This window comes from Deltaproteobacteria bacterium (genome assembly GCA_016210005.1).
GTDB lineage: Bacteria > Desulfobacterota > Binatia > HRBIN30 > JACQVA1 > JACQVA1.
In genome coordinates, this window is sequence record JACQVA010000010.1 from 1 (window position 1) to 18,129 (window position 18,129).

At 66.4% G+C, this 18,129-nt stretch carries 10 protein-coding genes and 1 pseudogene; 6 read left to right on the forward strand and 5 right to left on the reverse strand.

Annotation, left to right across the window (positions count from 1 at the left end; all coding sequences use genetic code 11):
- Positions 1–523 precede the first annotated feature (523 nt).
- The 3 genes and pseudogenes from HY699_01735 (at position 524) to xylB (ending at position 4,587) form a co-directional block, all read left to right on the forward strand.
- Positions 524–1,690, forward strand: coding sequence for a hypothetical protein (locus HY699_01735; GenBank protein ID MBI4514522.1), 1,167 nt, complete (start codon positions 524–526; stop codon positions 1,688–1,690).
- A gap of 210 nt (positions 1,691–1,900) precedes the next feature.
- Positions 1,901–3,088: pseudogene (locus tag HY699_01740) on the forward strand (xylose isomerase).
- Between the two features lie 20 nt (positions 3,089–3,108).
- Positions 3,109–4,587: a xylulokinase gene (gene xylB, locus HY699_01745; GenBank protein ID MBI4514523.1), complete on the forward strand. Its 1,479-nt coding sequence runs from the start codon at positions 3,109–3,111 to the stop codon at positions 4,585–4,587.
- A 13-nt stretch (positions 4,588–4,600) separates the two neighbouring features.
- Here xylB and HY699_01750 read toward each other — a convergent pair whose 3' ends face one another.
- A complete protein-coding gene (locus HY699_01750) occupies positions 4,601–5,386 on the reverse strand; it encodes a 1-acyl-sn-glycerol-3-phosphate acyltransferase (GenBank protein MBI4514524.1) in 786 nt (261 codons plus the stop codon).
- Positions 5,387–5,439: 53 nt separating this feature from the next.
- Complete coding sequence (locus HY699_01755) at positions 5,440–6,315, reverse strand: isoaspartyl peptidase/L-asparaginase (protein ID MBI4514525.1); 876 nt, start codon at positions 6,313–6,315, stop codon at positions 5,440–5,442.
- Between the two features lie 263 nt (positions 6,316–6,578).
- Here HY699_01755 and HY699_01760 point away from each other — a divergent pair, with 263 nt between their 5' ends.
- Positions 6,579–7,862, forward strand: coding sequence for a HAMP domain-containing histidine kinase (locus tag HY699_01760; GenBank protein ID MBI4514526.1), 1,284 nt, complete (start codon positions 6,579–6,581; stop codon positions 7,860–7,862).
- Positions 7,863–7,871: 9 nt separating this feature from the next.
- Here HY699_01760 and HY699_01765 read toward each other — a convergent pair whose 3' ends face one another.
- Positions 7,872–8,459: a hypothetical protein gene (locus tag HY699_01765; GenBank protein MBI4514527.1), complete on the reverse strand. Its 588-nt coding sequence runs from the start codon at positions 8,457–8,459 to the stop codon at positions 7,872–7,874.
- A 754-nt stretch (positions 8,460–9,213) separates the two neighbouring features.
- Between HY699_01765 and HY699_01770 the strand changes: the two genes are divergently transcribed.
- Both HY699_01770 and HY699_01775 read left to right on the forward strand, forming a co-directional pair.
- Positions 9,214–15,612 (forward strand): LamG domain-containing protein, encoded by a 6,399-nt coding sequence (locus HY699_01770; GenBank protein ID MBI4514528.1) that lies wholly within the window; start codon positions 9,214–9,216, stop codon positions 15,610–15,612.
- A gap of 68 nt (positions 15,613–15,680) precedes the next feature.
- Positions 15,681–16,499 carry a hypothetical protein gene (locus HY699_01775; GenBank protein MBI4514529.1) on the forward strand — a complete coding sequence of 273 codons (819 nt, stop codon included), beginning with the start codon at positions 15,681–15,683 and terminating at the stop codon, positions 16,497–16,499.
- Between the two features lie 8 nt (positions 16,500–16,507).
- Here HY699_01775 and HY699_01780 read toward each other — a convergent pair whose 3' ends face one another.
- Together HY699_01780 and HY699_01785 are read right to left on the reverse strand one after the other, a co-directional pair.
- Entirely contained in the window at positions 16,508–16,666 is a 159-nt protein-coding gene (locus tag HY699_01780; protein MBI4514530.1) for a hypothetical protein, read from the reverse strand.
- Positions 16,667–16,757: 91 nt separating this feature from the next.
- Positions 16,758–18,125 carry a hypothetical protein gene (locus HY699_01785; protein MBI4514531.1) on the reverse strand — a complete coding sequence of 456 codons (1,368 nt, stop codon included), beginning with the start codon at positions 18,123–18,125 and terminating at the stop codon, positions 16,758–16,760.
- Positions 18,126–18,129: the final 4 nt, after the last annotated feature.

Sequence of the window (18,129 nt, forward strand, 5' to 3'; positions counted from 1 at the left end):
GCAGCATAAGAGCAAGGTAGTGGAGGGTTTTTCGGCCAAGTACGGCGTTGACAAGCTGGTCTACTACGAAGCGCACGGCTGCGCAGAGACCGCAATCGTGCGGGAGAAGCAGCTGAAGAAGCGGCGCCGCGCCTGGAAGATGACAAATTGCGTCCCTTTCGGCCATGGGCCTCGGCTGACAGTACACAGTACTGTCAGACTGGTGAGGATTTGCCCGGTCGGCTGCACGTTACCCACAGATTTGTCGCACACCCTGCTGCCGACGCCGCAATTCTTGCCCTTGACTTGTATGACCTCGGTGGGCGAAGCTGGTGGCGTTCGAGCAGCAAGTCAAAGGGAGGCAAGCACGATCTCGTGAAGAAATGTTGCGATCCAGCGCTGCGCACGCTCATTGGCGAAGACGCGTGGCCGCGGCGTCAGCGGGCACCGCCGCGTGAAATGAATCGAACGGGGGGAAAACGGGTGTGAGGGAGGAGGAACCTGCCCTTGACGGCAGGGCCGAAGCGATAAAGGAGAAGTCAAAATGAGGAAGACGTTCTTAGCTCTTGCCGCCGGCGCCATGGCGCTGACGGCAGCGCCCGCCTTGGCGCAAACGGTCGCCGCGCGAGGGAAGCTCGATCACTTGATCTGTTACAAGATGCGCACCAACGCGCTCAAAGCGCCGGTTACGGTCGATATGCTGGCGCAACTCCAGCCTGAGTTCACGCAGAAGGGCTGCATAATTGAACAGGCGGTGGAGTTCTGCGTTCCGGTCACGAAGCGGCTGACGGTAAAGCCGCCCTTCCCCAGCGTCAGCGGCCAGCCCTTGAAAGACGACTACGTCTGCTACCTGGCCCAATGCCCGACTCAGCCGTTGCCGCCGGACAAGAAGGTGATCGATCAATTCAGCCAACGGGTCCACACCAAGTACACCCCGGTTAAGATCTGCGTGCCCGCGCGCAAAGCGCCGGTACCGTGCGGACCGACCGGCGGCGGCACTTGCGGCGGAGTCTGCGACAACGCCACCGACGAGTGCGTGGCCGATCCGACGCAGGGATGTACCTGCAAGCCGGCACAGTGCAGCGGGGTGGTCGATAACCGCGGCTCGTGCGGCGGCGCTTGCCCGAACACCACCGATCTCTGCCGGCCGAATGCCGCGGGGGCATGCGAGTGCCAGCCGCCACCACCACCGCCGTGTGGGATGGACTCGGCCACCGGCATCTGCGGCGGCAACTGCCCGAAGCCGACCGACCGTTGCGTTTTGGATGACAACGGGGTGTGCGCTTGCGTACCGCCGGAACCGCGCTGCGCCTCGGTCAACGGTGTCTGTGGCGGCGTGTGTCCCAACCCGACGGATGTTTGTGTTGCCACAGCTGCCGGATGTGGCTGCAAGCCACCGGGGTGCGCGAAGAACCCGCTGACAGGAGCCTGCGGCGGCGTCTGCCCTAAGGCCACGGACAAGTGCATACTGGATGCCGCGGGTGAATGTTCGTGCCAGCCGCCACCGTGCGGAGGTGATCCCCTCAACGGCACCTGCGGCGGCGTTTGCCCGAACAGCGGCGAGCAATGTGTCCTAGGCACAACCACCAACAGCTGCGTGTGTGAAAGGCCGTGCGGGAATATTCCGGGAACAACTCAGTGCGGCGGGTTCTGCCCTGCCGGGCAGATATGCGAACACGTTCCGGGAACCATCTCCTGCCGGTGCTTCTGATCTGTATCTGTTGGCGCTGACAGCCAGCGCTCGGTAGGCTCGGGGGGCAACCGGAGACGGTTGCCCCCCGCTCCTCTTCTCAGCTCGTCGTTTCCATCATCCCAAGATCTGACCTGAGACTCATCGCGTTGGTCCCGCACGTCCGATAGCGGCCGGCGCTGGCATCCGGCGCGTCTGCGCAGTAGCATCCGCTCGACCACGGAGGTGGCGATGGCTGATCCTTATGCGCCGACTAAAGCGGATCGTTTCAGCTTTGGTCTATGGACTGTCGGCAACACCGGTGGTGACCCGTTCGGGGCGCCGGTGCGCCCGCCGGCGAACCCGTGCCAGCTCGTCCATAAGCTCGCCGCCTGCGGTGCCTGGGGCGTCAACTTACACGACAACGACTTGATTCCCTTCGGCGCCTCGCCCACCGAGCGCGACCGCATCGTCAAGGATTTCCAGGCAGCGCTGCGCGATTCCGGCATGGTGGTGCCGATGGCTACCACCAACTTGTTTCACCACCCGATGTTCAAAGACGGTGCCTTCACCGCCAACGATCCGCAGGTGCGCGCCTTCGCCCTGCGCTAGACCCTCGACGCCATCGATCTCGGTGCCGAGCTGGGCGCGCAGATCTACGTGTTTTGGGGCGGGCGCGAGGGCAGCGAAGCCGATGCTTGCCGCGATCCGCGCGACGCCATCCGCCGTCTGCGCGAGGCGCTCAACTTCCTGTGCGAATACGTCCGCGAGCAGGGCTATCACCTGAAGTTCGCGCTCGAAGCCAAGCCCAACGAACCCCGCGGCGATATTTATCTCGCGACCACCGGCCACATGTTGCACTTCATCTCCACCCTCGATCACCCCGAGATGGTGGGGGTTAATCCGGAGGTGGCACACGAGACCATGGCCGGCCTCTCCATGGTGCACGCGGTGGCGCAGGCGATGGAAGCCGACAAGTTGTTTCATATCGACCTCAACGCGCAAAAGATCGGGCGCTACGACCAGGACTTGCGCTTCGGTTCGGAAGATCTCAAAGGCGCTTTCCTGCTGGTGCGCCTGCTCGAAGGCAGCGCCGCCGGCTCGCCCTACCACGGCCCCCTGCACTTCGACGCCCACGCCTATCGCACCGAGGACGAAGCGGGGGTGTGGGACTTTGCCCGCGGCTGCATGCGCACTTACAAAATCCTCAAAGCGCGAGCGCAGACGTTCGACGCCGATCCCGAAGTGCGCGACCTGCTCGCGGCCGCTCCGGAGCAGGCCGCGCTGGCGCCCTTGCTCAGCGGCTACGCCCGCGACAAGGTCGCTAAGCTGCGTGCCCTGGCCATCGACCCCGACGCACTCGGGCGCCGCGGCCTGGGTTACGAACGCCTCGATCAGCTCCTGATCGAGCATCTGCTGGGCGTGCGCGGCGGCTCCTGACCGGGCGCGGAACTACCGCTATGGACGACGGCCTCTACCTCGGCTTCGACGTCGGCACTCAGGGCACCAAGGGGCTGCTGCTCGATGCCGGCCGGAGAGCGGTGGTGGCGCGCGCAGGCCGGCCCCACGGCTTGATCCCCGACTTGCCGCCGGGCGCGGCGGAGCAGCACCCGGACACCTGGGTGGCGGCGCTGCGCGAAGTGGCGGCGGAACTACTCGCCACGCCCGGAGTCGAGCGCGCGCGGGTTCGCGGCATCGGCGTCTCGGGGCAGCAACATGGCCTCGTCGTCCTCGACGCCGATGATCGCGTCGTCCGGCCCGCCAAGCTCTGGTGCGATACCACGACGGCCAAAGAGGCGGAGGAACTCTCCCGCGACTTGGGCCGATCCATCCCCGCTGGTTTCACGGCATCGAAGATCCTCTGGCTGCAACGGCACGAGCCGCAGCACTGGCAGCAAGTACGTGCGGTGCTGCTGCCGCACGACTACATCAACTTCCGTCTCACCGGGAACAAGACCATGGAAGCGGGCGACGCCTCCGGTACCGGCTTCTTCGACCCGCTCACTCGCAGTTTCGATCAGCGCGCGATGGCGCGGATCGATCCACGGCTGGCGGCGATGCTGCCGCCGCTGATTTCGGCGGGCTCACCGGCCGGACCGCTCTCGGCCGCGGGCGCCACGCTCCTGGGGGTGGCGGAAGGCATCCCGGTCGCGAGCGGTGGCGGCGACAACATGATGAGCGCGATCGGCAGCGGCGCCACCAGGCCGGGCGTGGTGGTTGTCAGCCTGGGCACTTCCGGGACGGCCTTTGCTTACAGTGCGACTCCGGTAGTCGACCCCGAGGGCCTGATCGCGCCGTTTTGCGACTCCACCGGGGCCTGGCTGCCTTTACTGTGTGTGATGAACATGACCGGTGTGAGCGAGGAGATCCGCGCCGCGTTCGGCGGGGACCTTGATTCGCTGACCCGGGCCGCAGCGGCGGTTCCTGCGGGTGCGCAGGGGTTGCTGCTGCTGCCTTACTTGCAGGGCGAGCGCGTGCCGAACCTACCCGCCGCCACCGGCGTGCTGCTGGGCATCCGCCCCGGGCTGCTCGGCCGCGGGCATCTCTTCCGCGCCGCCTTGGAAGGCACCAGCCTGTCCCTGGCGCTAGGGATCGAGCGCATGCAGTCGCTCGGCATCCACAGCGACGTAGTTAGACTGGTCGGCGGCGGTTCGCACAATCCGCTGTGGCGCCAGATTGTGGCCGACGTACTCGAGCTTCCGGTCGTCTGCCTGGCCGAGTCCGAGTCGGCCGCGCTGGGGGCGGCGATCCAAGCGCTCTGGAGCGTGCGGCGGGCGGCCGGCCACGACGCGAGCGCCGACGAAGTGGCCACGCCTTTCGTCCACACATCCGGTGATGTCGTGTCGCCGCAAGCGCTGCCCGCGGCCACGTATCGCGCCGCCCGCGCCCGCATGCGCGAGCTGACCCAACGAATTTTCGGAGACCGGCCCAACCCCTGAAGGGCGCTTCGGTTCAATAGTTCTCGATGAAGTTCTGCACCACGATATTACGCACGCGCTCGGTCAGCCGGTCGCGTTCGTCGAGCGAGCGGCCGGCGGTTTCGATCGGTGGCGCCAGCACGATGCGCACTTTGCCGCCGGGGCGAATGATGGCGTGGTGCTTGGGCAGGAACTTGTGGGCCCCGCTGATTGACAACGGGATGATCGGCAAGCCGGTTTGCAGGGCCAGCGACACCCCGCCCTTCTTGAACGCGTGCACCTTGCCGTCGGGGCTGCGGGTGCCCTCGGCGTAAAACAAGATACAGAAGCCCTCGCCGATCTGTTCGCGAGCGCGCTGGTTGATGATCGCCACCGCTTCCTCGGGCTTGGCGCGGTCGATGATGATGTGGTCGCTGAGCGCGAGCGCCTGGCCGAAGACGGGAAAGCGCAGCAGTTCTCTCTTGGCCACGAAGCGAATCTTGGCCGGCACGGTGGCAAACGTGGCCCAGATATCAAAGTTGCTCAGGTGGTTGGAAATGATGACGTAGCGGCGCTGCGGATCGATGTGCTCGGCACCGATCAGCTCCACCTCGATGCCGCAGACCTGGAGAATCCACCGGCACCAGATGCGGCCGCAGGCGTCGGCGGGCCAGCCCTTGCGGATGACCAGGATCATCACGACGCTGAGCGTGCCCCAGAACAGCGTCATGAAGAAGATGGCGAGTGCGGCCCCGATTCCCCAAAGGCGGCGCAGCGGATGGCTGAAGGGAACAGCGCTAGCGGATTCGGCGGCCTTTATGCCGCGAGGGGCGGTCGCCACAGAGCCTCACTAGCCTACCGCCACCACCACGCGCAACCCACGTGATGTGCCTTTCAGCACACCAAGACGACATCGTGCCCGTCGGCCTCGCGGAATGCTACGGGCATAGCGGCGGTGTTGTGTGCGAAGCCAATCCGCCCTTGGGCGTCGGTGACGATCACGCCGGCCGCCGCACCGGTACGTTCCGCCAGCACGGCGATACCGGCTCGCGCCGCCGCCATCGGCTCAGTGCCGGCGCCCAGCATGTCCGCCACCGTCTTCGCCAGCGTTACACGCATGATTGCTTCGCCCCGCCCGGTGGCGGAAGCCGCCCCCAGCCGATCGTCGGCATAGGTGCCGGCGCCGAGGACCGCGCTATCCCCGATCCGGCCCGGGCGTTTGTAGAACAGGCCGCCGGTTGACGTTGCCGCGGCAACGTGGCCGGCGCTATCCACCGCCACCGCACCGACCGTACCTGCCGGCGACGCTTGCTTTTGCTCAGACTGCCAGCGCAGGCGCTGGCGCGGGGTGATCAGCACCTCGGGGGCGCACATGGCCACGGCGTGCTCCGCCGCGAAGGCCTCGGCTCCCGGCCCGACCAACATCACCGTGACGGGATCCGCCATCAGCGCGCGCGCCAGGGTAATCGGATTACGAACGCGGCTGACCGCACCGCACGCACCGGCGGCGAGGGTGGCGCCGTCCATGATCGAGGCATCCATTTCGATCGTGCCCATGGCCGTGAGCACCGATCCCACCCCGGCGTTGAACATCGAATCGTCTTCCAGCTCGATGACGGCGGCAGCTACTGCGGCAACGGCGCTGCCGCCATTAGTGAGCACACGCCAGCCCGCTCGCACCGCCGCGGCGCAGCCGGCCTCGGCGGCTGCGCGCACCTCTGGCGCCAGGGTGCCCGCGCCGCCATGGACGATCAGTGCCGGTCGCGGCATCGGGCTCCACTCACAAACTCAACTGCTCGGCGCGGCTTACTGCCGTTGGCATTGCTCGTTCCCGGCCAACCGTTCTGGCTGAGGCTGAGGAGGCCGCCAGCGGCCGGGTCGAAGCCGGGTTCATAGGTGGGCGGCACAGAGCGGGACGCTCCCAAAAGGTCCCAATGTTGTCAAGCTCGTTGGTGACGACGTTTGCGATATGACCGGTAGAGATGCTAGCCGGTAGGTGCTGGTTTGTATTGCTGGCGCAGGATGCAGCGTTCATGACCGCACCGACGATCGAACAAGTATACGCCGAAGAAACCGTGCGCCTGGCGGCCTCGCGCCTGCCGGCGCTGGCGGTGGTATTCGCAGCGTTGATGGCGGCCGCTTGGCTGCCGGAATCGCTCGTGCATCCCGAGCGCGTCACCCTCTACGCCGGGCTCTTCGGTGTGCAGCTGCTCGGCTGTGTGGGCGCGGTGATGTTGACGCGCAGCAACTGGGGGCGCGGCTACAGTCCGGCGATCGTTGCCTGTACGAGCATATGGCTGTGTAGCGTGATGGGGGTCTACCATGCGGCTCTGCACGGTGAGGCCGAGCTGTTGGCCTTGGCGCTGGCCGGCATGGTGACTGGCGTCGGCGTGCTGGTGCCGTTGGGCGTTCGCGGGCAGTTGCCGGTCGCCCTCGGCGCGATCGGCACATACGGTATCGCGGCGGTGGCGGGAGCTAGGAGCTCGACCTCGATCGCTTTGACCGCGTTGGGGGTAGCGGCCATCGGCGGGCTGTCGGTGGCCGGAGCCGCCGTGCTCGACCGCTACCGCTACGCCTCTTTTCGCCGAACTGAGCAGTTGCGCCGGGCCAACGCGGCGCTGGCGCAGGCCAACGAGGCGAAGAACTTGTTTCTGGCCAACGTCTCCCACGAGTTGCGCTCGCCGCTCAACGTTATCCTCGGCTACGCGCAGCTCATGCTCGACGACAGCTTCGGACCACTGCCGCCGGACTTGCGCCAGCCGCTCGAGCGCGTCGTTGCCAGCACCCAGAGCCTGGTCTACCTCATCAGCGACCTGCTGGATCTCTCGCGCATTGAAGCGGGACGGCTGGCGGTGAGTTTGAAGCCGGTTGAACTGGCGCCGCTGTTCGCCGAGCTGGAGAGCTTCATCCTGCCGGCGCTGGTGGCCAAGCCCGTCCGCTTCGTAGCCGAGGAGGCGGGCACGTTAGCGGTGACGGCCGACCCCGATCGCCTGCGCCAGGTATTGGTCAATCTGCTCACCAACGCGGCGAAGTTCACTCCGAGTGGCGAGATCCGCTTGCGCGCGGTTGCCGATGGCGATGGCGTCGGTATCGAAGTGACGGACACCGGTATCGGTATTGCCGCCGAGGACTTGCCGCACATCTTCGAGCCCTTCTATCGCGGGGCCGGCACCAAGCAGTACGGCGGCGTCGGTATCGGCCTGTCGATTTCAGCTCGCTTGGCCCGCGCCATGGGCGGCGAGCTGATCGCCCACAGCCGACTGAACGAGGGCTCGCGCTTCACCGTGCGGCTGCCGGCCGCGGCGGTGAACTGCTGACGGCGTCTTTCAGCCCTTCACCCGGCGCAGGCTCGGAGTCGGGCGCGGCGGGCGGAGGCGCAGGCGGCCGACCTGGGTTTCGAGCAGGGCGTCGGCGCGGGCCAGCAAGCTCTGGCTGGTCGTGTACTTCTCGATCATGTAGCCGAGGTCACCCAAGTCGTGAATGAGGAGTTGCAACGCGCGCGTGCGCGCGGCGGCGCCTTTGAGCGAATGCAGCAGATCCAGCACCACATCTTCGATCTCCGAAGCCTCGATGTCCAGGCACATCTCGAAGGCGCGTTCGAGCGAGACCCCTTCGGCGGCCTCGCGGCGGCAGCTATCCAGCAGGGCGCGGAGATGCTCGATGCGCGCCGGGGTGAGGGCGGCCTCGGGCGGCAACGCGCGCCGGGGGGCAGCGTCGAGCAAGGCCGCCAGCAAGGCCAGCGCTCCGAAGTGCTGCGCCTCGTGCTGCGCCATCTCGAACCAGAACCGGCGCAGCTCCTCTGGGCGGCGAAAACGGTTCTCGAACTGGCAATACAGCTCCATCGTCCGGCGTTCGAGATCCATCGCTGCCGCGATCAAGCTCTGCACGGTGGCAACCAAGCTCCGGTGCGACATCGCTTGCTCACACCGCTGCGCCGCAGCGTGCTCGCAGGTTACGCGCCGGCCAAGACCCGTAGTGACTCACGGCGCTTACCTAGCCAACGGTTGCAACTGGAGCAATAGCCCGCCGGCTGGCGCGAGCGGCGCGCGCGCGCTCATTCACCCTGCCCGCCGGGATTGGTTAGCCGCCCGTTGAAATACGCCGATGCCCTCGGAGACGCTGCCTCGCAGCTCCCCAGGGCGAGCCGAAAAAGTGTTGTGGCAGAAGGAAGAACCGCTCATGCTGAGGAGCGCCGTCAGGCGCGTCTCGAAGCATGGGCGGCTGTTCAAACGGGTTATTAGCTGCGCCGCCGTTGCCATGCTGCCTGCTTACCCAAGAGACGAGCTGCTACCGTCCGCTCTCCCCAAAGCCACGACCCGCCTCGCTGGCTGAGAGGCGGGAATCTACTGCCGGCCAGCGTACTAGTTCAGTCGTTTCTTGCCCTAGCCGCCACTCGCGACGGGCGGCCCGGAGTGGGATCGAGGGTCCGCCGGGGCATGGTGCGAGAGGCGAGCTTATACGGTTTTCCTAGCAAAGAACCGCACGGGTCCTTGAAGCACCACAATTGCCCGGCGTCGGTGTATAGAACCAGGCAACCCCAGAGCATAAGTCCTTGACAGGGCGCGCCAGAGTGTGGCATCGCCAGCCGGTATTCAGTTCAATTGACAAGGGTACTTTGTGGGGGGGTATCAACAGGGCGATAGTGAACAGAGTCGGCGGATAGCGCTGGTGGGCCCCGCGCTGTTGCTGCCGCTCCTGTGGCTTTCGGGCTGGGCCGCCCCCGCCGGGGCAAACGGAACTCCTTCGCCGAGCCCGTTGGACACACCCACGGCGACACAGACGGAGACGCCGACCGCGACCGCCAGCCGCACGCCGACCTTGACAGCGACCAGTACCGCAACCGCCTCTCCAACCGTGCCGCAATCGTTGCCGGCGGGCTTGGTCGCTTGCTGGCCCTTGAACGAGACTGCGGGACGGCGAGCGGACGCCGTCGACGCTCCCGCCAACAATCTGGTCGATAACAACGCCGTGCCGGGAACCGCCGGTGTCAGCATCCACACCGGCGGCGTGGCGGCAGGCTTCAGCGCTGCTGACGGGCAGTTTCTCAGCCATGCGGACAGCCCGGCACTCAGTGTTGACAATCAGGACTTCACTCTTGCCGGCTGGGTCCGTATTGATGCTGACCATCCCGCCGGGCTCGTTGCCAAAGGGCTGAACAACGGCACCCAAGAGTACGCGCTGGATTACCAAGCGGGCGGAACGCTACGCTTCCTCATCGGCACCGCCAGCGGCTCAGCAACCGACTCGGTGAGCGTGGGCGGTGTCAGCCTCGGCGACTTCCATTTCGTCGTCGCCTCGTTCGCGGCTGCCAGCCGCACCCTCGCCCTGCGGGTGGACGATGCGCCGGGCGGGGAGCAAGTGACCACGCTGGCGGTATACAACGGCAGCCAGCCGTTCGCGATCGGAGCCTATATCGGTAGCGACTTCCTCGATGGGCGAGTCGACGAGGTGGCACTGTGGAAACGGCTGCTCAGCGCGAGTGAGCAGACCGCGTTGTTCAACGCCGGCAAAGGCTTGAGCTGCCCATTGGTTTTTCCCACCCCCACGGCGACGTTCACGCGCACGCCGACTATGACCGCGGTGGCTACGCCCACCGCCACGCCCACCGCCACGCCCAGCACGACGCCGGAGCCAACACCGACTGTGACTGCTGCCGACACCCCGATCTTCACCCCCACGTCCACGCCATCGGCGGCCAGCTACACTGCCACGGCCACCCCCACGCACACAGCGACAGCAACACCGACCTTGGCGGTTGCCGCCACGGTGCCGCCTTCGGTGATGGACGGCCTGGAGGCGTGCTGGCCCTTGAATGAAATCTCCGGCACGCGGACGGATTCAGTCGCCTCGCCGGCGAACGACTTGACCGACAACAACGCCGTCGCACAGGCCGCCGGCGCCAGCGGCAACACCGGGCCAGCCGCCGCCTTTGCTGCCGACGCCGGCCAATTCCTCAACCACGCCGACAGCCCTACGCTGAGCGTGGCGAACCACGATTTCACGATCGCCGGCTGGATTAGGATCGACGCCGATCAGGCGGCCGGCCTGATCACTAAAGGGACCAACTCGGACTTCCAGGAGTACGGCCTGCAGTATCAGGCCGGGGGAAGCCTGCGCTTTGTCATCGGCAGCGCCGACGGCTCGGCCGCCGATTTCGCCGCCGTGGCCAACGTCAACTTGGGGCAATTCCATTTCGTCGTCGCCTCGTTTGACGCCGCCAACAAACTCATTACCTTGCGCCTTGACGACCTCTTTACACAAGTCAAACCCACCACCGTAACGGCATACAACGGCACCCAACTGTTCACCCTCGGGGCCTACGTCGGCAGCGACTTTCTCGACGGCCGCCTTGACGAGGTGGCGCTGTGGCAACGCCTGTTAACCGCGGACGAGCAAACCGCCCTCTACAACGGCGGGTTGGGTCTGCGCTGCCCGCTCTTTGTGCCGACCGTGACACCGACACCGACCATCACCGACACGCCGCCGCCGAGCGCAACTAGAACACCTACGATTACACGGACACCGACGCGCACTTTCAGGTCGCGTGCGACTCAGACCAAGACACTCACCAACACACCCACCATCACGCCCACGCCCACGATTACACCCACCGAAACGCCGACGCCGACGGCGCCGACGCCGACCAATACCGCTACCGCCACGCCCACGCCCACACCCACCACGACACCGACAGTGACGGCCACTATCCCCGCTTTCATCGAGTACGGGCTGGTATCCTGCTGGGGTCTCAACGAGGCCAGCGGCACACGGGTGGATTCGGTCGCCCCGTTCACCAATGATCTCAGCGACAACAACAACGTCGCCCAGGCGCCCGGGCTGAGCATGTGGACCGGGTTGGCGGCGGACTTCAGCGCGGCGAGTGGGCAGTTCTTGAGCCTCGCAGACAATCCCCCTCTCAGTATGGACAATCAGGACTTCACCCTCGCCGGTTGGGTGCGTATCGGCAGCGACCACGCCGCCGGGCTCATCACCAAGGGGGCCAACTCGAACTACCAGGAATACGCCCTGCATTATCAAGCCGGCGGCGTGCTGCATTTTACCATCGGAACCCCCGACGGCTCGGCCGCCGACTCGGTGGCGATCGGCGGCGTCAGCCTCGCCAGCTATCACTTCGTCGTCGCTGCGTTCGACGCCACCAACCACCTGCTCAAACTGCGCGTCGATGACTCGCGCTCGGCCATCAAGCCGACGGCGCTGATAAGCTTCGACGGCAGCGCGCCGCTGACGCTGGGCTCGTACCTGGGCAGCGACTTCTTCGATGGCCGAATCGACGAAGTGGCGGTATGGAAGCGCCTACTGACCGCGGCCGAGCAGACCGCCCTGTACAACGGCGGCCTGGGCTTGCCCTGCCCGTTGGAATTTCCGCCGCCGCCGCCGACCGCGCCGGGCACCCCCGCGGCGACCCCAACGCCAACGCCGACCCTGGCGGTGATCGCGACCGTGCCGCCCTCGGTGATGAACGGCGTCGAGGCCTGCTGGCCCCTGGATGAGATCACCGGCAGCCGACTGGATTCGGTCGCCTCGCCGGCGAACGACTTGACCGACAACAACGGCGTAACCCAAGCCGCCGGCGCGAGCGGCAATACCGGGCCGGCCGCAGCTTTCGTCACCGCCGGCGGGCAATTCCTCAATCATCCCGACAGCGTTACATTCAGTGCCGGCAATCACGATTTCACCATTGCCGGCTGGCTGCGGATCGATGCCGACCGGACGGCTGGTATCATCACCAAGGGCACCAACTCCAACTACCAGGAATACGGTTTGCAGTATCAGGCGGGCGGGACCTTGCGCTTTGTTCTCGGCACCGCCGATGGCTCGGCGGCCGACTTCGCCACGGTTGGCGGCGTGAGCGTGGGGCAGTTCCACTTCGTTGTTGCATCATTCGACGCCGCTAACCGGCTCATTGCTCTGAGCCTGGACAACCTGCCCGCGCAAGTTAAGCCCACCGCCTTGACGGTGTACGACGGCACACAGTTGTTCACGCTCGGGGCCTACGTCGGCAGTGATTTCTTCGAGGGCCGCCTCGATGAGGTGGCGCTGTGGAAGCGCTTGCTGAGCGCGGAAGAACAGACCGGCATCTATAATGGCGGACTCGGCTTGCGCTGCCCGCTCTCGGTGCCCACCGCGACACCCACTCCCACCGCCACCGACACGGCGCCGCCAACGCCGACCAGTACGCCGACACGCACTCCGACGCGGACGAAGACCGTAAGAGTGGTTGGGACACTGACCAAGACCCCCACGCGCACGCCCACCGTCACGCGCACCCACACGGTTACCCCAACCATAACCGCCACGCCGACCGCCCCCACGCCTACCAACACCATAACCCCGACGGCCACACCTACGGTCACCAACACGCCGACGATCACCCCGACGGTGCCGGCACTCATCGCTCAAGGGCTGGTCGCTTGCTGGGGGCTGGAGGAAGCCGAAGGTGCGCGGGCGGATTCGATCGCACCCTTTGTCAATGATCTCACCGACAACAACGGCGTCACACAAGCCACGGGGCTCAGCAGCTGGACCGGATTCGGGGCCGAGTTCAGTTCCGTCGACAGCCAGTTCCTCAGCCTGGCTGACAGCCCGCTCCTGAGCATGACGGATCAGGACTTTACCCTCGCCGGTTGGGTGCGTATCGCCGGCGACCATGCCGCCGGGCTCATCACCAAGGGATCCAACTCGAACTTCCACGAGTATGCCCTGTACTACCAGCCGGGGCGGACGCTGCGCTTCTCGATCGGGAGTTCCGATGGGTCGATCGCCGACTCGGTGGCGGTAAGCGGCGTGAGCCTTGGCGTTTATCATTTCGTTGTCGCCGCCTTCGATGCCACCAACCGTCTGCTCGAACTGCGGGTCGACGACATCCGCTCGGCGATCAAGCCGACGGCGCTGACGACGTTCGACGGCAGCGCACCGCTGACAATGGGCTCTTACCTGAGCAGCGACTTCTTCGATGGCCAGATCGACGAAGTGGGGGTGTGGAAACGCCTGCTGAGCGCCGCCGAGCAGACCGCCCTCTACAATGGCGGCGTGGGCTTGGCCTGCCCACTGGACTTTCCCGCGCAAACGCCGACCGAGACGGGCACCCCGACGCTCACCCCCTCAAATACCCCGCCGCCGACGGCCACCGCCACACCTACCGCCACACCGACCGTGACACCGACACCGACCGATACCGCCACGGCCACGGAAACACCCACGGTTACGTCGACACCGACCGTAACGGAGACCGCCACCCCGACCAGCACTCCGACCGCTATGCCATCCGACACCCCGACCAATACCCCGACAGCGACCCCCACCCGCACGCCGACCCCGACCCCGACGCTGCACCCGGCCTTGTCACACGAGCTGGTCGCGTGTTGGGCGCTCAACGAAGCGAGCGGGACACGAGCCGACTCGGTCGCCCCGCCGGAAAACGATTTGACCGCAGAGAATGCCGTGGGTCAGGCCCCGGGCGTGAGCGCACAGACCGGACCGGCCGCGGAATTCATCGGCGCCAGCGCGCAATTCCTCAGTCACCCGGATAGTGAGACATTGAGCATGGCGGAGCAGGACTTCACCGTCGCCGCCTGGGTGCGCATCGATGCGGATCAGTCGGCGGGCCTGGTCACCAAGGGCGCCGATGCCAACATGCGCGAGTTCGCCCTCGACTATCTTGCCGGCGGAACACTGCGTTTCACCATCGGCACGGCCGACGACAGCGCGCTCGCCGCCGCCGCGGTTGACGGCGTCAGCCTCGGTACTTTCCACTTGGTGATCGCCTCATTCGACGCCACCAACCGTATGCTGTCACTGCGAGTGGATGACGTGTGGTCGAATCTCAAGCTCACGACGCTGGCGGCCTATGATGGTCCCGCGCCGTTTATCGTCGGCGCCTATGACGGAAGCGGTTTTCTCACCGGCAGGATCGACGAGATCGGTCTTTGGAAGCGCTTGCTGACAGCCAGTGAACAGACGGCGTTGTTCCGCTCGGGTAGCGGTATCCCGTGTCCCTTCACCACCCCAACCCCGACCGTTACCCCGACCGACACCCCGACGCTGACGCCGACTGACACGCCGACCGCGACGCCGACCGAGACCCCGACCGCGACCCCGACCGCGACGCCGACGCTGACGCCAACGGTGACGGATACACCGACGGAAACCCCAACCGAGACCCCAACGATGACACCAACGGTGACAGATACGCCGACGGAGACCCCCACCGAGACGCCGACCGACACCCCGACCAGTACCCCGACGGAGACTGCCACCGAAACTCCGACCGCAACCCCCAGCGATACGGCCACCGAAACCCCGACGGCGACGCCGACCGACACCCCGACTAACACTCCCACCGACACCGTCACCGCCACGCCTACCGCCACGCCCACCGACACCGCCACCGCAACCCCCAGCGCCACCGCCACCGAAACTCCAACCGCCACGCCGAGCCCTACCGCTACGGCAACCAGCACCATCACACCGACCATTACCGTGACCGAGACGCCGACCGTGACACCGACCGCGACCGATACCGCCACGCCGACGGAAACACCCACCGCTACGCCGACACCAACCGAGACAGAGACGGCCACGGCGACCAGCACCAGCACTCCAACCTCGAGCCCGACAATGACGGCGACGCCAACACCGTCGCCAACGCCTAGCGCCACCCCAACCGTGACCCCGACCGATACACCGCCTGAGAACACACCGGCTGGAACCTCGGTGCCGACCGGGTCGCCCCAGCCATCCGCGTCCCCAACGCCGACTCCAACACCCACGTTGCCAGCGCCGGTGTGCACGGGTGACTGCGACGGCGACGGGACGGTGACCGTTGACGAGCTTGTGCTGGGTGTGAATCAGGCGCTGGGCATCGCCCCGATCGATGCTTGTCCCGAATTCGACCTCAACCTTGACGGTTCGGTCAGCGTGGACGAGCTGGTCGTGGCCGTAAACGCCGCGCTCCAGGGCTGCCCTGCCGATCACGCCGCCCGCGCCGCAAAGCACGCCCCGGGCCTGGCCTCCGGCAGCTCTCGCGGCTCGCGCCAGCCCGCGTGAGCGCTCCGCCCGGTCGCTGGGGCCTCGCTTGCTTGCGAGCGGCTGCCGTCGCAGGTAGTCTGCCGGCCATGGCAGGGCGCGCACTCTACACGCTGTGGTTGCTAGCCTTAGTTGCGGCCGCGCTTCCAACTCACGTTGCCGCGGGCACGGTCCACTACGTGCTTGGGGCGGGCAGCACGATTACGCCGACGTGCAGCTCCTGCGCGCAGTCCCCCGGCCCGGTCGAGCCGCTTACCGGCTCATTTGACCTCGCCAATCTGCCGGTTGTGAACGGGGCGGAAGTCACGGCGATGACCGACCTGGACGCCCACAGCGAGTCGTTCGGGGTCACCGGTGGGGGCTTTGTCCAGCGCAGCGCTGGTGGTGTTCGCGCCGTGATTGACGCTCAGATCAATGGGCGCGCGCTGCTGTTGGCCAGCGGCCGCCAGCCTGACATCGGCCCCGCGGCTTTCACGATCATATTGGCTTCGCCGCGCAATCTAGACAGCGGCTACTTGCTGGTGCTGGTGGCCCAGCCCGCGGGTCCCGACCAACCGGACGCGGACCAAGATTTCATCCCCGACAGCCTCGACAACTGCCGCTCCGCCCCCAATTTTGACCAGCGTGACGGCGATGGCGACGGTGTCGGTGATGCCTGCGACCGCTGCGCGGATACGCCTGCCGGCGACGCGGTATTGGACGGTGGCTGCAGCCTCGATCAGGCATGTCCATGCCAGGGGCCGGATTTGGAAACCGAGTGGAAGGACCAGCGCGCTTACATGAAATGCGTGGCGCGCGTTCTTCGCAGCGCGCGCCGCGCCGGCCGAATCTCCCGGCGCGAGGTGGCAGCGTTGGTGCAGCGGGCTGTTCAGTCGGGCTGCGGCCACACCGCGCTGGCGTTGCGCTAGCTCGCCGACTACCGTTTGGTCTTGTGCGTGCCGCCGTAACCGTGAGTCGACTCGACCGCCGACTCGGTGGCGCTGTTGAGGTAAGCCATGACCCCGGGCAGGTCGAAGTAACGGTAGCCGTAAAGGCAGGCTGCGCCCAAGATCAGTCCGTAAATGAATTCCCTCATGCCGGCTACCTCTTCTGGCAGGCATCCTAGCAGGCCAGAGGTGGCTGGCAACCAGATTTCTCTTAGTGCGGAGAAGCGGTTCGTGGCCGGGCTACGGCAACTCAACCGTCGCCGAACGGCCGCCTTCGAGGTAGGGCTCGTTCGACGAGACCGCCGCCGCGCCGTAACCGGTGAAGCGGTCGATCACCAGGCCGATGACCGGCACGCTCACGCCGCGCACGATCAAGTGCGCGGTGGTGGTGCCGAGGGTGGTGCCGCGTAGCGGGCTGATGGTGCTGAAGCGCCGGCGCAACGTGCAGGTCAACGAGACCGAAGCCGAGAGCACGTCCTCGAACTCGTTGATGATGCTCAGGGTAATCGGGGTACTGGTTCCACCGTAGATGACGTTTTCAGTGCACGGCACCAGGAGCAGTTCGCTGTCCGAGCCGGTTTGATTGGCCAGTACGCTGAAGTGGAGCCGATCCGGGCATTGCTCGTACTCGTCGCCGTCGAGGTTGAAGACGCCGCCGTAGTAACCGGGGGTCAGCCGGCGAAAACCGATGGCGGTGTAGCCGACGGTCTCCGCTGGGGATGACTTCGACACCAAGGCGCGGCCCTGCAAGGCATTGTGCGATGACAGCTCTGCGGTCCGGGCCTCAACTGCGCACTTGAGCTCGCCGCTGCCGGTGAACGGCGGCACCGCGGTGTAGCTGCTGAGGGAGCGATACCCCGAGCTGGCCATCCACGACAGCGGCTGGCTTGCCGTCAGCGTGACGGTGAAATCCGTGGAGTTACAGCTCACGCTGTCGATGTAGGCGCAATGCACCGAAACGCTCATGCCGGTTAGGTTGACGATCTCAACCCGAGTATCGCGCGGGCTGCCGCCGGCATCGGCTTCAATCAGCGGGTAAACCAGCAGCGCCGACGGCAGCTTCTGCGCCGGTCCGACACCGGTGGCAGCCGCCAGGCCGGTCGGGTTTCCCGGATCACGCGTCGGCGTCGCGAGCAGCGCCGGATCGAGCGTTGCCGTCGGGGTCGCCGTCGGGCGCGGTGTCCGCGTCAACGTCGGCGTGCGGGTGTCGGTGCGCGTGGCGGTAACCGTGGGCGTTCGGCTCGGGGTGCGGGTGCGACTAGGGGTGCGCGTGAGCGTGAACGTCGGAGTGGACGTACGGGTGCGCGTGATCGTCGGCGTTGACGTCCAGCGGCGGGTGTTGGTTACAGTCGGGGTGACTGATGGCCGCCGCGTGGAGGTAGCAGTCGGCGTTGGACGCGGCGTGCGAGTGCGGGTCACCGTCGGCGTCGCTGTCGGCGTGGAGGTCGGGCGGCGCGTCGCCGTCCAGGTGGGCGTAGAGGTAGGCCGCCGGGTATACGTCGGGGTGGCGAGGGTGGCTTCGGCGCCGCTCTGGGAACCAAACAAAGTCCCGACCTGCTGAAGGATCAGGAGCAACGCCGCCGCGAAGGCTTGGCCGAAGGAGTCCATACCC

Bases quoted from the DNA above. Each gene is read 5' to 3' on its own strand.
- HY699_01735 (MBI4514522.1), top strand. From the start codon at position 524: ATGAGGAAGACGTTCTTAGCTCTTGCCGCCGGCGCCATGGCGCTGACG.
- xylB (MBI4514523.1), top strand. From the start codon at position 3,109: ATGGACGACGGCCTCTACCTCGGCTTCGACGTCGGCACTCAGGGCACC.
- HY699_01755 (MBI4514525.1), bottom strand. From the start codon at position 6,315: ATGCCGCGACCGGCACTGATCGTCCATGGCGGCGCGGGCACCCTGGCG.
- HY699_01760 (MBI4514526.1), top strand. From the start codon at position 6,579: ATGACCGCACCGACGATCGAACAAGTATACGCCGAAGAAACCGTGCGC.
- HY699_01765 (MBI4514527.1), bottom strand. From the start codon at position 8,459: ATGTCGCACCGGAGCTTGGTTGCCACCGTGCAGAGCTTGATCGCGGCA.
- HY699_01775 (MBI4514529.1), top strand. From the start codon at position 15,681: ATGGCAGGGCGCGCACTCTACACGCTGTGGTTGCTAGCCTTAGTTGCG.
- HY699_01780 (MBI4514530.1), bottom strand. From the start codon at position 16,666: ATGAGGGAATTCATTTACGGACTGATCTTGGGCGCAGCCTGCCTTTAC.
- HY699_01785 (MBI4514531.1), bottom strand. From the start codon at position 18,125: ATGGACTCCTTCGGCCAAGCCTTCGCGGCGGCGTTGCTCCTGATCCTT.